Genomic DNA, 17,776 nt, shown 5'->3' on the forward strand with positions numbered 1-17,776 from the left:
CGAGGGCGTTCGTCAGCGCTCGGCGGGCGGTGTACGCCGGACGGCCTGCGGCTGGCGTGTGCGCCCGGTGCGCCCGGTGCGCCCGGCACGACCGGTGCGGCCGATACGGTCCACGCGGCCGACTCGCCCGTCGCCGTCCGCGTCGGCACCCCCGCCGCCGGTGTCGGTGTCGGACTCGGACTCGCCGAAGGGCGACCCCGCATAGCCCACCGTGCCGAGGCTGAGCAGGACGTGCCGCTCGGCGACCTCCTCCGCGGTCAACGGGCCGTCCACGTGGTACCAGTTGGCCACGCCCTGGCACATGATGAGGATCGCCCGCACCGCGTCGGCCGGGATCGGTGTGGTGAACGCGCCCTCGCGGATACCGGCCCGGACGGTGTCCAGCAGCATGTGCTGCAGATAGTCGCGCAGCGCCACGTACCGGGCGCGGTTCTCGGGCTCCAGGCTGCGGATCTCCGTGTCCAGGAACGCCATGCCCTTGCGGTTGGCCATGTAGAGCACGATCGACTCCACCATGCCGCAGAACCGCGGCAGCGGATCGTCGCCCGCTTCGGCCGCCGCGGCCCGGCAGCGGTCCAGGACGTCCTTCATGGACGTCTCCAGCAGCGTGGTGAGCAGGGCCTGCTTGTTCTCGTAGTGGTAGTACAGCGCGGGCACGGTGACGCCGACCCGGGTGGCGATGTCCCGCACCGAAGTGCCGTGGTAGCCGTGCTCGTTGAAGGCCTCCATGGCGTGCAGGAGGATGGGGTGCAGATCGAGCGGACCGTACGAGCGCCAGTGCTGTGCGGGCGCGACGGCGGCCAGGCTCGGTTCGCTGCTCAACTGGGCTCCTCGGATGGCTCGGTGGCGAGTGACATCGTATGTCGGTGGGACGCCGTGCGCTGCGATCCGTCACTTATCGATCGATCAGGGGATGCGAAGGCACTGGTATCGGCGGACGGGCCCCCTTGCCTGAAGTCTGCCCGAAATCCCGCTGTCTGTACGTCACTTCCCCTCTTGGCACCCCGTCACTCCGATCGAGAATCCCTTGTCTCCGAGGCGTTGACCCGTTCTTCGCCTGCTTCTACTGTCTTAGCGAACGCTCAGTAAGTTCTCGGTCTGGTTGAACCGGAGACCGTGTCGACCCCGCAGCCAAGGACGTCAACTGATGCACCTGTCCACACCCCTGACCTACGCCGGGGACCCGCGCACCGCCGCGGACCGGGCCGCCGCCCTGGAGTCGGCCGGCCTGGACGCGGTCTGGGTCGCCGAGGCCTACGGCTTCGACTCGCCGACGATCATGGGATATCTGGCCGCCAGGACCGACCGGATGCAGATCGGCTCGGCCGTCCTCAACGTCTACTCCCGCACCCCCGCGCTGATCGCGCAGACCGCCGCAGGACTGGACGCCCTCACCGGCGGACGCGCCCTGCTCGGCCTGGGTGCCTCGGGACCCCAGGTCGTCGAGGGCTGGCACGGCCGCCCCTACGACAAGCCGCTCGGCCGTACCCGCGAGACCGTCGAACTGGCCCGCCGTATCTGGCGCCGCGAGGTGATCGAGCACCGCGGCATCACCGAGATGCCCCTCTCGCCGCAGAAGGGCGGCACGCTCGGCAAGCCGCTGAAACTGCTGACCCGCCCGGTACGCGACACCATCCCGGTGTACGTGGCCGCCCTCGGCCCCGCGAACGTCCGGATGACCGCCGAGATCGCCGACGGCTGGCTGCCGTTCCTCTACGTACCGGAGCACGCGGCCAAGGTGTGGGGCGGATCCCTCGCGCAGGGCGCCGCGCTGCGCGACCCGGCCCTCGGTCCTCTGGCGGTCGTGGCCGGCGGTCTCCTCGCCTTCGGGGAGGACGCGGAGGCGGTACGCGATCTGATGCGGCCCACCATCGCGCTGTACGTCGGCGGCATGGGCGCACCGGGCCGCAACTTCTACCACGACCTCGTCTGCTCGTACGGCTACGAGGCGGAGGCCGCCGTGATCCAGGAGCACTACCTGGCCGGCCGCAAGAAGGACGCGGAGGCCGCGGTCCCGGCCGAGCTGTGCGAACTGGTCAGCCTGGCCGGACCCGAGGGTTATGTACGGGACCGTGTCGAGGCGTTCCGGGAGTCGGGCGTCACCATGCTCAACGTGACGCCCGTGGGGCCCGAACCCGCCCGTCTGGTGGAGCGCGTCAAGGAGTGGCTGTGACAACCGAATCCTCAGCACGACCCCCCGCCGAACAGACCCTGCCGCTGCTGCTGGAACGCAACGCGCGTCTGTACGCCGAACTGCCCGCCCTCTCCTGGCAGAAGCCGCCCGGCGCCTCAGCGGGCGGCACCGGGCCGGACGGCACAGGACCGGGCGGCACCGGGCCGGGCGGCACAGGACCGGGCGACACCGGCCATGACGACCCCGCACCGGACGACGGCGGCTGGGTGACGCTGACCTGGGCGCAGGTCCGGGAGCGCACCACCCGCCTCGCCGCGGGCTACGCGGCGCTCGGCGTCGGCCGCGGCGACCACGTGCTGCTCATGATGGCCAACCGGCCCGAACACTGGCTCTCCGACCTGGCGCTGGTGCGCCTCGGTGCCGTACCCGTCACCGTCTACGGCACCTCCGCCCCCGAGCAGGTCGCCCACATCGCTCGCAACTGCCGGGCCCGGCTCGCCGTCGTCGAGGGGGCCGCCCAAATGGCTTTGTGGGAGCCTCTGTTGGCCGAGACCGCCGTCCCGCTGGAGCGGATCGTCGTGGTGGAACCCGGCGCGCGGGGCGGCCACCACCCCTTCGCCGCCCTGGGCCGCGAGCCGGTGCCGGAGCGGTTCGAGAAGGCCCTGGACGCCGTGCGTCCCGACGACCCGCTGACGGTCGTCTACACCTCGGGCACCACCGGTGAACCCAAGGGCGTCGTCCTGAACCACCGCCATGTGCTGGCCAACGCGGCGGCGCTGGACGAGGTGGTCGACCTGCCGCCGCACGTCGAGCACATCTGCTACCTCCCCTTCGCGCACATCGCCGAACGCATGCTCGGCATCTACCTGCCCTGCCACCGCGCCTCGCACGTCCATCTGTGCGCCGACCCGACAGGCGTCGCCGCGGTCGTGCGAAAGGTGCGCCCGGCCCAGTTCTTCGGCGTGCCGCGGGTATGGGAGAAGCTCGCGGCCGCCGTACGGGGTGTCCTGTCGCTACTGCCGGCCGAACAGCAGGCGGCGATCGAGAAAGCCACCGAAGTGGCCCGGGAACATGTCGCGCACCGGGAGCGGGGCGAGCGACCACCCGCCGCACTCGAAGAGGCTTATGCCCGGCAACGGGCCGAGGTGCTGCTGCCGTTGCTGGCCGCGGGCGGCCTGGACCGGATCAGCTGGGCGGCCAGCGCCTCGGCTCCCATGTCGATCGACGTGGTGCGGTTCTGGGCCGGGTTCGGCATCGTGATCATGGACGCGTGGGGGCTCACGGAGACCACAGGAGTGGCGACCACCAACAGCCCGCGCACCGGTTTCCGGCTGGGTTCGGTGGGGCGTCCCGTCTCGTCCGTGGAGGTCCGCGTCGCCGGGGACGGCGAGATCGAGGTGCGCGGCTCGACGGTGTTCTCCGGCTATCTGCGCGAGGACGGCACGGTGGGACCTGCGGTGGACGAGGAGGGCTGGCTGCGTACCGGTGACATCGGCCGTCTCGACGACGACGGCTATCTGTGGCTCACCGACCGCAAGAAGGAGATGATCGTCACGTCGACGGGCAAGAACGTCTCCCCGGCGCTGGTGGAGAACGCCCTCAAGGCACACCCGCTGATCGGCCAGGCCCTGGTGCACGGCGACAACCGCTCCTACCTCGTGGCACTGCTGGTCCTCGACGCGGAGGCCGCTCCCGCCTGGGCCGAGGCCCACGGCATCGACAAGGCCAGCGGCCCCGAGGCCATGGCGTCCCTGGCGGCCCATCCGGTCGTACGGGAGGAAGCGGAGCGGGCGGTGGCGGCGGCCAACGCGCGCCTGAACCGCACCGAGCAGATCAAGCGGTACCGGCTGCTCGCGGAGGAGTGGGGCCCGGCGACGGGGGAGCTGACCCCGTCGCTGAAGATGAAGCGCCGGGTCATCCGGGAGAAGTACGCCGTCGCGCTGGGGGAGTTGTACGAGGACTGACCGCCGGGCCGGGTGTGCGTGACGGCGGGCGCCCCACTCCGGGGGGAGTGGGGCGCCCGCCGTTCGCGGAGGTCCGCCCGCTACAGCCCGTAGGTCTTGCCGATCACGTCCCGCTGGATCTCGCTCGTCCCTCCGTAGACGGTGGAGACGACCGCGGCGCGCAGATGGCGTTCCATGTCGTACTCGGTGGCGTAGCCGTAGCCGCCCATCATCTGCATCCCTTCCAGAGCCGCCCTCTTGGCGGTCTCGGTGGCCTTGAGCTTGGCCATGGACGCCTCGCGCGGGAACAGCCGCTCCGGTTCGGCGTCGCAGTCCAGGGCCACCTCGCGCACCAGCAGCCGGGTGCACTCGATCTCCGTGGCGAGATCGGCGATCCGGTGGCGCAGGGCCTGGAACGAGCCGACGGGACGGCCGAACTGCTCCCGCTCGCGTACGTACCCGACGGCGTCGTCGAACGCGCGGCGGGCCAGGCCGAGCATCGAGGCGGCGAGGAAGAGCCGCTCGTGGTTGAGGCCCGCCATGAGCTGTCGCCATCCCGCGTCGACCTCGCCGACCACGGAGTCGGCGGGCAGCCGGACGCCCGTGAGATGAACGTCGTTGACCTCGCGGCCGCCCATGGTCTCGATGCCCCGGATCTCCACGCCGGGCGTGCCGGCCGGGACGTGGAACATGGTCAGGCCCGCGTGCTTGTCCCCTGAGGTCCGGGCCACCAGCAGGATGCTGTCGGCGAGGTGTGCGTTGGATATCCAGGTCTTCTGACCGTCGATCAGCCAGTCGCCGTCGGGGCCCCGCCGGGCGCGGCACGAGAGCGCCCCCACGTCGGAACCGGCGCCGGGTTCGGACATCGCGATCGCGAGGACCCTGCCCCGCCCGACATCCGTGAGCACCTGCCGCTTCTGCCGTTCGGTGCCGAACCGTTCGTAGGCCTTGGCGGTGATCACGCTGGTGACGAAGCCGCCCGCCGGGATCATTCCGTACGAGGTCTCCTCCAGGAACAGACAGGCGTCGGCGAGTCCGCCGCCGGAACCGCCGTACTCCTCGGGCAGACACACACCGAGCCAGCCGAGTTCGGCGAGCCTGCCGTAGAGCTCGGCGTTGTGGGGGTGCCGGCCGCCCCCGGTCAACGCGTCCCGCAGTTCACGCGTACCGCATTCGCGTTTGGCGAAGTCGCGGACCGCCGCGACGAAGTCGGACTGTTCCGGGGTGAGTCGACTGCCCATGAGGTCCTCCGGGTTCCGGATGGTTACAAAGAGATGGTAGTTGTTTCATAGTCTCTTCGGTGGATCTCGGGCGGTATCGTGGGGAGCACCATGACGACTTCTGCGAATGACTCCCTGCTCGCCCGGGCCATCGCCCGGCCCGAGACGGAGGAAAAGGTGGCGCGGCGCATCCTGGACGCCGCACTGGATCAGTTCACGACGTTCGGCCTGCGCCGCTCCTCCATGGACGACGTCGCCAGGCGGGCCGGGGTCTCCAGGGTCACGGTCTACCGCCGCTTCCAGACCAAGGACGGACTGGTCGAGGCCTGCCTGCTGCGCGAGGGCAGCAGGTTCTTCCAGAAACTCGACACCGCGGTGGCCGCTCTGCCGACCATGGAGGAGCGGGTCGTCGAAGGCTTCGTGGTGGCCCTGCGGTACACCAGGGCCCACCCGCTCTTCGGCGGTCTGCTGCGCCTCGAACCCGAAGTCGTGCTGCCCTACTTGACCGTCCAGGGAGGTCCGTCGCTCGAAGCCACCTGCGACTACCTGACGGCACACCTGCGGCGTGCCCAACAGGTCGAGGGGAGGGGTGACTCCGACCCGCGGCCGGTCGCCGAACTCATGGTCCGCGTCGCCGTCTCCTTCCTGCTGAACCCGTCGAGCTGCATCGAGATGGAGGACGAGGACCAGGCGCGCGCCTTCGCCCGCCGCTACCTGGCCCCACTCCTGGACGCCTGACACCTCCGCGGGGCCGGGGCGACGCATACGCGCCCCCCGCCTCGCGCCGTCAGCGGTGTCGGTGGAGCCAGCGTGCCGCCGCGACCGCGCGGGCCCGGGCGGCCGCGGGCGTGCTGAAGGAGGTCAGGTTCACCGGCGGGGTGAAGCGCTGCACGGTGACCGACTGGGGCGCGGTGAACGCCCGCAGCCCGTCCGCGCCGTGGATCCTTCCGAAGCCGGACTCCCCGGAACCGCCGAACGGCAGAGCCGGGACAGCGGCGAAACCGAGCACGGAGTTGACGGACACCGCTCCGGCCCGCAGCCGCGCGGCGATCGCGGCACCGGCCCGCCGGTCGTGGCAGAACACCGAGGCGGCCAGCGCGTAGGGCGAGGCATTGGCGCGCCGAACGGCCTCGTCGACACTCGCCACCGCGTTGATCGCCACGACCGGCCCGAACGTCTCCTCGGTCATCGCGGGCGAGTCCTCCGGCACGTCGGCCAGGACGACCGGCGCGACGAACGCCCCGGTGGTCGCGGAGGTCCCGGAGACGCCGGAGGGCGCGGAGGTCCCGGAGGTCCCGGAGGTCGCGGTCGAGGTAGACATCGAGGTCGCGTCGCCGAGCAGGGCGCGCGCGCCGCTCGCCAGCGCCTGTTCCACATGCCGCCGGACGACGGCCGTCTGAGCCGGCATGGTCATCGGTCCGTAGACGGCGTCAGGCACCGGGCCGACCCGCAGAGCACGGACCCGCTCGACCACCTTGCGGCACAGCGGGGCGTGCACCTCCCGCACGGCATAGACGCGCTCGACACCCGCACAGGTCTGCCCGGCGTTGCTCAGCGCGCCCCACACCACGGCGTCGGCCGCCGCGTCGAGATCCGCGTCGGCCGTGACGATAGTCGCGTCCTTGCCGCCGCACTCGGCGAGGAAGGGTGTCAGCGACCGCGCGCACACCGCCATCACCTTGCGCGCCGTGCCGGGGGAGCCGGTGAACGCCACCTTGTCGACGTCCGACCCGGCCAGTGCCTCACCCGTGGCCCCCGTACCGGTCACGGTGGTGAGCAGACCGGCGTGCTCGGGCACGGCCGAGGCCAGGAGTTCGGCCAGCAGTACGCCCGTACCGGGGGTGTGCTCGGACGGCTTGAACACCACGGCGTTACCGGCGGCCAGCGCGTAACCGATGGACCCCATGGGCGTGTAGAGGGGGTAGTTCCACGGGCCGATCACCCCGATCACGCCGAGCGGCCGGTGGACCACCGAGGCCCGCTGGTTGGCCGCCAGCAGACCACTGCGTACGCGCCGCCCGCGCAGCACCCGGTCGGCGTTGCGGGCCGCCCAGTTCAGGTGCTCCAGGGTGAGGATCACTTCCAGTACCGCGTCGCCGCGCGGCTTCCCCGTCTCCGCCGCGATCGTCTCCGCGACGGCGTCGAGCGACGACGCGAGCGCGCGCTTCCACCGCAGCAGGTGTGCGCGTCGGTGCGCCGCGGACAGCGCCGCCCACCCGGCCGCGGCGGTCCGGGCCCGCTCCACGGCGCGGGCCACCTCCTGCGGACCGTGGACGGGGTGCTCGCCGACGGGATCGCCGGTGGCGGGGGAGCGGACGGTGAAGGTGGCGGGGCGGGTCGCCGCGTCCTGGTCCGTACTTGTCATCGAAGCTCCTGATGTGTGGGACCGCCACCGGCCGGTGGGGTGCGCTGTCCGTTCGCGTCGGAGGAGGGCCGACTCCGGTCGCCGGACACGGGGTTCGGGTCGTCGTGTACAGGACTCCGGTCGCCGGGTGCGGGGCTCGGGTCCTCGCGTACGGGACTCCCGTCGTCCTCGTCCGGGAGCGGTCGCAGCGGCCTGGAGTGGGCCCAGTACGGACCGAGGTCGTCCAGCGTCCAGCCGAAGGGGTAGGTACGGGGCTTGGGCCGGTACGGGTGCCAGGTGGGCCGGGGCGGCAGCCGGCGCACCAGGGCGGCCCGGGCCCGCAGCGCGCGGTGGGTGGCGGTCCGCACCCGGCGCGGCTGCGGCGGGAAGCCCAGCGCGGTGAGTAACGAGTCGTCGAGCACGGCGAGCAAGGCGCGCGCCACCAACGGCCGCAGCCAGTGCGGGTACCACTGGGTGACGACCCGCAACGTGGCCGCCGCGACCCGCCGGTTGGCCGGGTCGTACGCGAACATCCGCTGCTCGTAGGAGTCGTGGAGGCGGGCGAAACCCGCGTAGTCGACGGGCAGTCCGGCGATGCCCATCAGCTCGCCCATGCGCCGCCCCACGAGCGCGAGGCTCTCGGTCTCCTGCGGGGACAACCGCCGCCAGCCGAACCGGTCGATCCAGCGCTTGGGACCGACGACGGTGGTGGCCAGGACGTAGAGATAGTCCTCGTCGGCTATGCGATAGCGGCCGTGGATCCGGTTCAGATGGCGGGCGGCGGCCCTGCCCTGCTCGGAGTCCATGCCGGCGCGCACCATTTCGTGGGCGATCAGCACGGTGTCGTCGTACCGCTTCTGTCCGGCGCGCTCGAACTCCTGGGTGAGGTCGAGGAGTCGGGATATGCGCGGCACGCCGTAGTCGCGCAGGAAGGCGACCGAGACGCCCTGGAGATAGTCCCAGGGGAACTCATACTCGGTGAGGAGACGGAAGATCTCCTCGTAGTCCTGCCGCGGGTCCATCTGCTCGATGCGGTGGAGCCGGCTGTAGCGGCCCATGGGTGGGTCTCCTATCGATGCCTGCTGTGTACTTTCAGGTCGGTGAAGTTCACGGTCTCGGCGTCGACCAGCCGGTCGGCGTGCACCTACTGGGTGCACCTACTGGCGCTCATGGGAAGTCCCTTCCGCGGGGCCGGGCGACAGCGGCGACGCGCACTCGGCGCCGATCTCCACGGCCATCGATGAGTCGAAGATACAAAAACTATTGACTTGTTTCAGGAGGCACGTCAATACTCCCGACACAACGGAGACCCGAAGGCGCCACGACCGCTCTGCCGCACACATCCGCCGAATCAACACCCGAATCAGATAACGGAGTTGACGGATCGACAGCCGTCCGGACGCCACACCGGGGCGGTACGGCCCGGCGGTACTTCGGCGACGCCCGCTCGACGCTCATGGCGCCCCAACTGCTGCTTCTGCGGGTCGCACACCCGTCGTGCACGGAGGCCGCGCCGCCGCGTTCCGCCGCCGCCCGGCTCGGGCCCTCTGCTCCGCCGCCTCTGGCTCGGCGCCCTGGTCCGTGCCCTCGTCCCGCTGCTCCCCGAACGCCTGCGCTACCTCCCCACGGCCCGCGCGGCCCGCTCCGGTCCGCTCCGGTCCTGACGGTTCGCTGCTGGCCTGACGGTTCACTGCGGGCGTGAAGGTTCAGATCAGCCCGGCCCGTATCGCGTAGGACACGGCGTGCGCGCGGTTGCGGGTCCGGGTGCGCTTCATCGCCCCGTACAGGATGTATCTCACCGTGCGTTCGGAGTAGGAGAGTTCGAGCGCGATCTCGTCGCACTGCTTTCCCTCCGCGATCAGGCGCAACACGTCCACCTCGCGGGAGTTCAGCCTGGGTGCGGCGGTCCGGACGCGGGTGGGAGCGCTCCCGTCGGTGCCCGCCACACCCCGCACGGTCCGGACGAAGACGTCCGGGCTGCAGAAGTCCCACCACACGACGGCGCGTACGCCCCGCTGCCGTGCCGCCGCCAGATCGGCCCGCCACTCCTTGCCCACGACCACGAGGAAGCGTGCGTCGGGTGCGTCGCTCAGGCGGGGGAGCAGGTCCAGCGCGGAGGCGTCCGCCATCTCCACGGCGACCACGATCGCGTCGGCCTCCCGGATCCTGTCCGGCGGCAGCTCACGCAGCCGTGGGTCCAGGGCGACGAAGCCGGCCAGTCCGGCACGGACCAAGGGCGCGGGCGCGTGGATCGCCACGCGCACGGTCTCGGTGAGTACCTGCTGGGGCATGGGCCCTCCCGCTTCGCTCCTGTGGTCGCCCATGGGGAATGTGGTCGTCCAGATGTTCCGGGAGCTGATGCTGCCACCCGCGGAGACCGGACAGCCGTGCCGAGGGCCCCCGGCCCCACAACCGAGGGAAACCTGGCGCGAGTACGCGGCCGCCCAGCTCAAGCCGCCACTGCGCAAGGCGGCTCGGCCGGAGGTGCGCGAGAACTTTCTGTACGGAACGGCAAGGTTCGCGGGGACGACTTCACCGGGGGAGCCGGCGGCACGACGATGGGGTGAGAGCGCGTTCCGACGCACTCCGGATGCCGGAGCGTGCGTGCGGGATGCCGTGCGGCCCGTGACCACTCCTGGCCGCGCTCGGCCGCTCGTGGCAAATGCCCGGCAACGCACCGCAACTTCTGCCACTTCTAGCAACAAAGGTAGTCGCATGATCGTGTCCCTTGTCCTGTTCGCGGTGCTCGGCCTGGTGCTGCTCGGGGCCGCTGCCGTACTGACCCGGCGGAAACTCGGTTCCTCCGCCGGACAGGCCCGTACCGCGGGGCCGGGCGCCGACCGGAAAGTACTGGAGGCCGTCGCCCTGGGGCTGCAGGCACTGGCCGAGGGGCGTGCGAGGGACGCGCGCCGGCTGCCCGACGTACAGACGGTCGTGCACTCGGGACAGCGGCTCACCGTGCAGCTCGCGCAGGCCGACGCGGCGGCGCCCTCGCCGTGGACGTCGGACGTCTCGGGCAAGGAGTGGTCGCTGGACCCGGCGAGCCTGCGCGCAGCCGGCGCCTCCGGCGGCGGACCCACGCATCCGTACTCCCTGACCGTCACCCTCGGCCTGCACAGGGGAGACAGGGTGCTGGTCGACCTCGCCCAGCTGTCGGGGCCGATCGCCTTGACGGGGGACGACCACGAGGTGCTGCGTCTGGCGCAGGCCCTCATCACCGAAGTCGTCTCGGGGCCGGTCGGGCACCTCGCCACGGTCGTCCTGGTGGGTTCGGCGACCACCCCTCCGGTGACCGACGGACTGGGCGCGCGCTCGGCCCGGCTGTACCCCGCGGCCACCCGGAAGGAGGCCCTGGCCCACGAGGACGGCGGGACGGCCGCGGGGGCGACGGCCGGCGGAACGCACGCCCGCCGTCTCTTCGTGGTCACCGCCGCCCAGTTCCGGGACGAGAGATGGAGCGACGCCCCGCTGCGCGAGACCGACGCGCTGCTGGTACTCGGCTGGATCACCGATGCTCAATGGCACATCGGGGTGAACACCGACGGCTCCTTGGACACCGGCCGCCTGGGTGTCCTCGTCGACACCCACACCGCCCGCTTCTCCTGACCCGTCCGACCCGTCCGCTCCTCCGTCCCCTTCGACGACCCGTCCGACCCTTCTGTCCCCTTCGACGACCCGCTGGTCACCGGGAGGTGCCGGGCACACCGTCCGGCACCAGCCCGCGGTCGGCGAGGCTGCCGTCCAGCCAGGCCGCGGCCAGTTCGGCCCGGGAGCGGCAACCGGTGCGCTGGAACAACTGGGTCAGCCGCCGCTCCACGGTCTTCTCGCTCGACGCCAGCCGCGCCGCGATCTGCCGGTTGGTCGCCCCGTCACTGACCAGCACGGTCAGCCTGATGTCCGCCTCGCTCAACCGGTCCCTGGCCGGCCGCAGTCTCGGCAGTACGAGACTCCGGCGCCGCGCCATATGACCCAGGGTCGTACGGGTCGCGCGTCCGATCCCCAGCGACTGCGCGAGGTACGAGGCCTCGGCCAGCCGCCGGTCGGAGTCGTCGCCGATCTCCACCAGGCACAGACGGCAGAGCAGGCCCATGTACACATCACCCCGCTGGTCCACCGACCGCAGGGCGGCCAGCGCTCCGTCCACCTCTCCGTGCACCAGGCCCCGGCCCAGCAGCACCGTCTCGCGCGTCATGGCGGAGCCCACTTCCTCGTGCAGTGCCTCCAGTTCGCCCAGCGTCCGGCGCATGACCTGCGGCATGCCTTCCAGCAGGGCGTACGACAGGTGCCGCAGCAGCACCTTCTCGATGCCCGACAGCAGACCGCTCCCGCGCGCCCGCCGTACGTCCTCGCGCGCTCCCTCCAGCGCCTGGGCCGTCCGGCCCGACCAGTACCGCAGACTCATCCGCGCCCAGGCGACGAGTGGGTGGGCCACGCTGTCGGGAACCAGCTCCAGCCAGGCCCGGGCGTGCCCCAACTCCCCGCGCGCGCAGTGGATCTCGGCCGCCAGCGCGCGGGCGCACTGGGCGGTGGCGGCTTCCGTGCCGCGGGTCCGGCTGCGTGCCTCGATCCGGCGGGCGGCCGAGAGAGCCTGGTCCCAGTCACCCTCCAGATAGGAGCGCACCATGGCGTGGTACCGCGTGGCGGTGCTGTCACCCGCCCCCGTGTACCGGTCGCCGAGTACGGCGGCCAGGGCGTCGGCGAGGTCCGCGTGGGTGGCCGCGTGCCGCAGCCGGTCCACGGTGCGCGCGCTGTCGGCTTCCGACGGCAGGGTGCCCAGGGCCGCCAGCAGTTCGGCGCGTCCGCCCGCGGCGGCGGCGAGCAGCCGCAGTTCCGCGGGCGAGGGCAGCGGACCGGATCCAGGCCGCCGGCCGACGACCGGGGGGAACGTCGTCCGGCGGCCCTCGCCCGCCGGTCGGTCCGCCACCCGGCCGATCCCGTACGGACCGGCCAGCGCCGCGAAGCCCTCCACGGCGGCCAGGTGTTCCGCGACGCTTGTGTTCGGGGAGCCGGAGCCGGAGTCAAAGCCGGGGCCGTCGGCGTCGGCGTCGGTGTACGGCAACCGGTGCTCGTGCAGCGACGCCAGGGCCCACACTTCGGTGACGTACACCAGACGGTTCCGATCCTGATCCTGATCCCGATCCAGGTCCAGGTCCCTGTCCCCGTCCTGGGGTTCGCTCCCGTCCCGCTCGGCGGGGGACGCGTCCAGGCAGGCGAGCAGCGGTTCGCCCAGGGCCAGCGCGCCGGGATGGTCGGCGTGGCGGAGGCTGAGTTCGGCGGACTCGTACAGCACTCCGGGCGTCCTGCGGTCGTACGGAGCCAGGCGTCCCAGCGCCGAGGAGTAGGCGCGGACCGACCGCGGCCAGTCGGACCTGGCGTCCGTACGGGCCGCCGCCAGCAGTACGTCGACCGCGAGCGCGTCGTCCAACTCGGCCCCGGCGGCGGTCACATGGTCGGCGAGGCGGGGATGGCCGCCTCCCGCGGTCTCCGCGCCCAGCCGGTCGCTCAGCGATCTGGTGATCAGGGCGTGCAACGACGACACCTCGTGGTGGGTGGGCAGGGCGCGCAGCGCCGCCGCGAGCGCCGGGACGGCGAACGACGCCCGGCCGTCCTCGTCCACGGTCAGGATCCCGTCCCCGACCAGCGGTGTCAGGGCGCGGTCGACGAGGCCGGCCCGCCGGGGGCCGCCCGGCTTCAGCCGGTGCAGATCGTCGAACCGTATCTCGGCGTGTTCGAGGGCGCGGGCCACCGCGGCGGCCGCGTCCAGATCGGCGGTGTCCGGGGGCTCGCCTGGCCAGCAGAGCCGCCTGAGCTGTGCCAGGTCCGTGGTGAGCCGCAGTGCCTGTTCCGGTTCGGTCAGGCAGACATGGCCGCCGAGTTCGAGGAGGCCGCCGCGCCCGTCCATCGAGTCGAGCACCGACAGGACGGCCTCGGGGGTGCCCGCCATCGGGCCCAGCGCACGCAGTACCGCGGTCACCAGGGCCGGCTCGACCGGGCGGCCGAGCACGTGCACCATCAGGGCCTCCACGTCGGCGGGCCGCAGCGGGGGCAGTTCGAGCAACCTGTCCGCGGCCGAGGTCAGTTGGGAAGCTCCGCCGTCTCTCGGGTGTGCCGGTCGGCCGGCCATCACCATCGGCACACCGGCCGGGCGGAAGACACGTATCAGCAGGCCGAGGGCGGAGGCCGTGGCCGACGGCAGCCGGTCGACGTCGTCGAGCAGCAGCGCGAAGGGGGAGTCACGGGCGGCCTCGGTGAGCGCTTCACTCAAGGCGGAGAGCTGACTCAACTCACCGTACGAGACTACGCGTTGGCGTCCTGGTCGGCGAGCGCCGCTGACGCGGACCGTGGTCCGGCGACCGTGGAGCTTGGCGAGTGCGCTGTGGACGCCGTCGGCCAGGGCGGCGGCGCCGGGCGTGCTTCCGCCGTCGTGGCAGCGCAGCCGCAGGACTCTGGCGCCCTCCTCGACCGCGGCTCGCCGGGCGTGTTCCAGTACGGCGGTCTTGCCGGTTCCGGCCGCGCCGACGAGCAGCAGGACGCGGGCCGGGTCACCGGTGGACAGCAGAGTCCGGGTCACCTCCCGGAGCTCGCTCTCCCGGCCTATGACAGGTCCGCCGTCACGCACGTCCACGCCTCCTGATCCGGTACTCGCCGGACGCGAATGACCAGCGGAAACGACCACATGTAAACAGCCACCGGCACATGACCATAATGGCTGTCGCCGGCCGAAAGCCCGGACGAAGGGCCGGCCGCCGGCGCTCTCCCCGTGTGGGCGCGTCACCGCCCGCCCGGCCCATGTCGTCGAGGAGAGCGCGGTGGACCATGACTGCTCCGTCCGAAAACCCCTGGCTGCTCCACGGGGGTACGGCCGTGAGCCTGGACCGTACCGCCGGCCGACCGGTGGGCCACGAGCGGCAGTCGGCCGAGGCCCATGACCGGCTGAGTGATCCGGGCGGGCCGCGCCTGGTACTCGTCCGCGGCGAACGGGGCACCGGGCGCACCGAGTTCGTGCACGCGGTCGGTGAACTGCTCCGCGCGGAGGGGGCGGTCGTGCTGGACGTGGGCTGCGTTCCCGGCGACGACGTACGGCCGTTTCTGCTGGCGCTGCGGTTGATCATGGCGCTGGAGGAGCACCGCCCGTCGACGCGGCCGGCCACGGAGGCCCTGCGGGCGGCCGAGCGGCGCGACGGGACGGCGATGGCGGGCCTGCTGCGCGCCGCTCTCACGAGACCCGTGCCTGTGTCCGCGCCCGTGGTGGTGGTGATGGACGACATCCAGCATGCCGACGCCGGTTCGCTGACCGTGCTCCGGGAGACCGACTTCGCACGAGTGCCGCACACCGTACGGCTGTTGGCCTCGGAAGTGGGACGCGGCGAGGGGCGCCGGGCGACCGGGCTGGGGACCGTCCGGGGCGCCCACCCGATCGTCCTGCCCCGGCTCGGACCGGAGGAGACCACCACCGTGGTGGCACGCCGGCTGCGGGCCACACCCGACACGACGCTGGCCCGACGGGTGCGGGAACTCACCCTCGGGGTGCCCGGCGCGGTCGACGCGCTGCTCACCGGGTGGACGCGGCAGGGCGCGATCAGGGTGGCCGACGGCCACGCCTTCGTCGGCGCGAGAAGCCCGACACCGGTCCTGTCGGACAACGACCGGTTCATGACGGCGCTGGACGCACTGGGCGAGCCGTGCCGCACGGTGGCCGGCGCGCTGAGCATCCTGTGGCCACTCGGCGACCGAGCCGCACACCTGATAGCGACATCGACCGGCCTGCCCCCGACCACGGTGAACACCGCACTCCACACCCTGACCACAGCGGACCTCACCGAACCCCTCCCCGCACCGGACAGCGCCGCCACCGACATCCCGGACCGCGCCGACGCCGACGCCGGCACGCGGGGCTCCGCCGACCCGGCCGCCCTTGGAGCCGACGAGGCTGCGGCCGTGGGGCTCGGCGCGACCGCCGGCGGGTATGCCGCTGCGGCCGACGGGCCTGACGACGCCGGTGGCGTCGGGTCCGACGCTCCCGTGGTGCCCGGGCCCGGCGCTGCAGCCACCGGGGCCGCTGACGACGGCGTCCTCGGGTCCGGCACGGGCGGCCTCACGGGCGGCGCCGCCCGCGATGTCGGCCCCCAGGTCGTCGAGGTCCCCGGCCCCGACGACACACCCCCGCACGGCTGGCGGTTCAGGTTGCCTCTTGTGGCGTTCGCCGTTCGGGAGCGGCTCGGGCCGTTGGAGCGTAGTCGGCTGTCCGCCGCCGCGGTGGAGGCGTTGTGGGCGGAGCAGGACGCGGCGAGCGCGGAGGGCGCCCCTCCGCGAAGACGAAGACCCGTGCTCGCGGCCCTGCCGGACGAGGCGGACGCGGTGGCCTACCTCGCGGACCGGGTCGCGGAAGCGGGATCGCTCGTCGACCCCGACCGCGCCGTCACCGAACTGACGGCCGCCGCCCGGAGACTGCACCCCGACTCCGAGGGCAGGGGAGTCCTCCGGTGGTGCCGGGCGGCCTGCCACCTCGTGGAGCGGCCCGCCGACCGGGTCGCGGCCCTGCAGCGGTACGCCAAGGCCGCCTACAACGCGGGCGACCACCACACCGCGCGAACCATCGCGGAGTCGATCCTGCGCGACCTCGCGGACGTCCTCGACCCCCGGGAACTGCAGGACACCGCCAGTCTGTTCACGGCGGCGACGGCCAACGACCTGGACTGGCGGGCCCTGTCCCGGCTGACCACGGCGCGCTGGTGGGACGAACTGCGGCTGCCCGGCCCGGCCGTCGTGACCGGCCGGGCCCTGGCCCTGAGCCAGTTGGAGAGGTGGCAGGAGGTACTGGACCTGCTGTCACGGACCGAGCCGGTGTGGACCGCCGATGCCCACGCCCGGGTGAAGCCCGCCTATTTCCGGGCCGTCGCGGAACTGGCGCTGGGCCGCCCGGAGCGCTTCCGGGAGTCACTGGCCTTCCCGGAGGCGTCGTACCTCGACCGCGGTCACGTCCATGCCCTCTCCACCACCATGTTCGACGAGCTGCTCAGCGGCCGGGACCTGCGCGCGGCCGAAGCCCTGCTGGACGCACGGGGACTGACGGCGGACCTGCTGGCCCCGCGCAGCCTCTTCCTGTGGCGCCATCTCCAGGGGCGTTGGGACGAGGCACTGGAGTCTGCCCGCTGGATGCTGGCGAACAACCAGACGAGCACCCCGGCAGCGGACAGCCATCTGATCCCGGCGCGGACCGCGGCCGTCCTGCTGGCCCGGGGCCGCCCCACGAGCGCCCGCCGCCTCCTCGACAGCGCGCGCGGCGGGAGTGCGCGCGGCCACGGAGAAGGCCCGCTGGAGTACTCCCTGGACGCCGTCGAGTCGGAGGTGCTGCGGGCGCTCGGTGATCCGGCCGGCGCCGAGAAGGTACTGCGCCGCGGCCTGGACGAGGCAGCGGTCCGCGGACAGATCGCCGGCACCGGCGAACTGTGGGCCGCGCTCGCCGAGACGCACGCGGAGGAGGGACGTACGGCGGACGCGGCGACCTGCCTGCGCCACCTGCGGCGGATCTCCGACCGCACGGGCGACGCACGGACCCGGCTGAGGTACCTGCTGGCCTCGGCCCGCGTCCTGCACCGGAACGGCCAGGACGGACAGGTCCCGCACGGCGGCCCGGACGGCGGCTTCGGGACCGTCCGCGGGAACCTGCGGGAAGCCCTGGAACTGGCCCGCTCCCGCCGCCAGCCCTACGAGACGGCCGTGACCCTCGTCGCCGCCGCGGGCGCGGGCGCGGGCCTGCCCGCCCTGCTGCACGAGGCGTACGAACTGTTCGGCGAGACCCGCGCCGCACTGCCCCGCTTCCACACCAGGACCGCCATGCGCGAGGCCGGAACCCCCGTCCCCGGGCGCAGACAGGCCACCGCCGAGAACGAACAGCTGCTCGCGACCCTGATCGCCGAAGGACTCACCAACCGCCAGATCGCCACGGTGCTGCGGCTCAGCGAGGACGCGGTCGCCAACCGCCTGACCCGGCTGTTCACCCGTACCGGGCTGCGGTCCCGTACCGAAGTGGTCACCGCCGTGCTCACCAACTACCGCGTCCACCGAGGAGCGACCGAGCCGGGCTGAGGACGCGATTGTTAGCCTTGCGTGTGATCGGTTACCCCATACCCGC

General features: G+C 72.6%; 11 protein-coding genes. 5 read left to right on the forward strand and 6 right to left on the reverse strand.

Translation table 11 applies throughout. The annotated features are described in order from the left end of the window. Window positions 1-12: 12 nt before the first annotated feature. The gene (locus IE278_RS18820) at window positions 13-822 is read right to left on the reverse strand and encodes a TetR/AcrR family transcriptional regulator (RefSeq protein ID WP_189773769.1); all 810 of its coding nucleotides are present in this window, start codon (window positions 820-822) and stop codon (window positions 13-15) included. 325 nt (window positions 823-1,147) lie between these two features. Between IE278_RS18820 and IE278_RS18825 the strand changes: the two genes are divergently transcribed. Continuing rightward, window positions 1,148-2,173: an LLM class F420-dependent oxidoreductase gene (locus tag IE278_RS18825; RefSeq protein ID WP_189773771.1), complete on the forward strand. Its 1,026-nt coding sequence runs from the start codon at window positions 1,148-1,150 to the stop codon at window positions 2,171-2,173. Further along, window positions 2,170-4,098: an AMP-dependent synthetase/ligase gene (locus tag IE278_RS18830; RefSeq protein ID WP_246570387.1), complete on the forward strand. Its 1,929-nt coding sequence runs from the start codon at window positions 2,170-2,172 to the stop codon at window positions 4,096-4,098. The genes IE278_RS18825 and IE278_RS18830 overlap by 4 nt, the downstream gene beginning before the upstream one ends. Before the next feature lie 80 nt (window positions 4,099-4,178). On the opposite strand, the gene IE278_RS18835 is transcribed toward IE278_RS18830, so the two are convergent. Further along, window positions 4,179-5,318, reverse strand: coding sequence for an acyl-CoA dehydrogenase family protein (locus tag IE278_RS18835; RefSeq protein ID WP_189773773.1), 1,140 nt, complete (start codon window positions 5,316-5,318; stop codon window positions 4,179-4,181). Between the two features lie 90 nt (window positions 5,319-5,408). Here IE278_RS18835 and IE278_RS18840 point away from each other — a divergent pair, with 90 nt between their 5' ends. Beyond that, on the forward strand, window positions 5,409-6,035 hold the full coding sequence (locus tag IE278_RS18840) for a TetR/AcrR family transcriptional regulator (RefSeq protein ID WP_189773775.1): 627 nt from the start codon (window positions 5,409-5,411) through the stop codon (window positions 6,033-6,035). 49 nt (window positions 6,036-6,084) lie between these two features. On the opposite strand, the gene IE278_RS18845 is transcribed toward IE278_RS18840, so the two are convergent. The 3 genes from IE278_RS18845 to IE278_RS18855 all read right to left on the reverse strand — a co-directional run bounded on the left by IE278_RS18845 (window position 6,085) and on the right by IE278_RS18855 (window position 9,932). Further along, on the reverse strand, window positions 6,085-7,662 hold the full coding sequence (locus IE278_RS18845) for an aldehyde dehydrogenase family protein (RefSeq protein ID WP_189773777.1): 1,578 nt from the start codon (window positions 7,660-7,662) through the stop codon (window positions 6,085-6,087). Then, a complete protein-coding gene (locus IE278_RS18850; protein WP_246570388.1) occupies window positions 7,659-8,699 on the reverse strand; it encodes an oxygenase MpaB family protein in 1,041 nt (346 codons plus the stop codon). Before IE278_RS18850 ends, IE278_RS18845 begins: the two co-directional genes overlap by 4 nt. A gap of 648 nt (window positions 8,700-9,347) precedes the next feature. Next, window positions 9,348-9,932: a helix-turn-helix transcriptional regulator gene (locus IE278_RS18855; RefSeq protein WP_246570389.1), complete on the reverse strand. Its 585-nt coding sequence runs from the start codon at window positions 9,930-9,932 to the stop codon at window positions 9,348-9,350. A 424-nt stretch (window positions 9,933-10,356) separates the two neighbouring features. Here IE278_RS18855 and IE278_RS18860 point away from each other — a divergent pair, with 424 nt between their 5' ends. Then, window positions 10,357-11,247 carry a heme biosynthesis HemY N-terminal domain-containing protein gene (locus IE278_RS18860; protein WP_189773779.1) on the forward strand — a complete coding sequence of 297 codons (891 nt, stop codon included), beginning with the start codon at window positions 10,357-10,359 and terminating at the stop codon, window positions 11,245-11,247. Between the two features lie 76 nt (window positions 11,248-11,323). Here the strand turns inward: IE278_RS18860 and IE278_RS18865 are convergent, their stop codons facing one another. Beyond that, on the reverse strand, window positions 11,324-14,266 hold the full coding sequence (locus IE278_RS18865) for a helix-turn-helix transcriptional regulator (RefSeq protein ID WP_246570390.1): 2,943 nt from the start codon (window positions 14,264-14,266) through the stop codon (window positions 11,324-11,326). Window positions 14,267-14,457: 191 nt separating this feature from the next. On the opposite strand from IE278_RS18865, the gene IE278_RS18870 reads away from it, so the two are divergent. Then, a complete protein-coding gene (locus tag IE278_RS18870) occupies window positions 14,458-17,730 on the forward strand; it encodes a helix-turn-helix transcriptional regulator (RefSeq protein WP_246570391.1) in 3,273 nt (1,090 codons plus the stop codon). The last annotated feature ends 46 nt before the right edge of the window (window positions 17,731-17,776 follow it).

It is taken from the genome of Streptomyces tauricus, from assembly GCF_014650955.1.
In the GTDB taxonomy this organism is placed as follows: Bacteria; Actinomycetota; Actinomycetes; order Streptomycetales; family Streptomycetaceae; genus Streptomyces; species Streptomyces tauricus.